Origin of the sequence: Gemella haemolysans, assembly GCF_028308085.1 — a bacterium.
GTDB lineage: Bacteria > Bacillota > Bacilli > Staphylococcales > Gemellaceae > Gemella > Gemella haemolysans_D.
In genome coordinates, this window is the sequence record NZ_JAQMFS010000079.1 from 1 (window position 1) to 635 (window position 635).

The 635-nt window shown below is 42.8% G+C and carries 1 protein-coding gene; it reads left to right on the plus strand.

Translation table 11 applies throughout. The features are described 5' to 3' along the window. The coding region (locus tag PNO30_RS06680; RefSeq protein WP_271987617.1) for a Rib/alpha-like domain-containing protein at positions 1–635 on the plus strand (635 nt) is incomplete at both ends.

The window sequence follows — 635 nt, forward strand, 5'->3', positions numbered from 1 at the left end:
GGAAAAGTATTAATCACATATCCAGATAATAGTACGGAAGAAGTGCCAGTAACGGTAGAAGTAACGCCACAAAAAGATGACTACAATCCACAACCAAAACCACAAACAGTGGACAATGGAACAGTACCAAACGCAGAAGCTAGTGTAGACAAAACAGGCTTACCAAGTGGAACGACAATCACATGGAAAGAAACACCAGTAGTCAACACACCAGGAAGTCATCCAACAGTAGCGTTAGTGACATATCCAGATGGAACAGTAGACGAAGTCACAGTACCAATCACGGTTAAGAAACAAAGTGACACATTTACACCAACTGCGAAACAGCCAGGACAAACCGCTAAACACGGCAGTGATCCAAGCGCAGAAGGAAGTATCAACACAGAAGGCTTACCAAGTGGAACAACGTACAAGTGGGTAGAAAAACCAGATACAAATACAACACCAGGAAGCAAACCAGGAAAAGTATTAATCACATACCCAGATAATAGTACGGAAGAAGTGCCAGTAACGGTAGAAGTAACGCCACAAAAAGATGACTACAATCCACAACCAAAACCACAAACAGTGGATAACGGTACAGCACCAAACGCAGAAGACAGTGTAGACAAAACAGGCTTACCAGAAGGTACAAC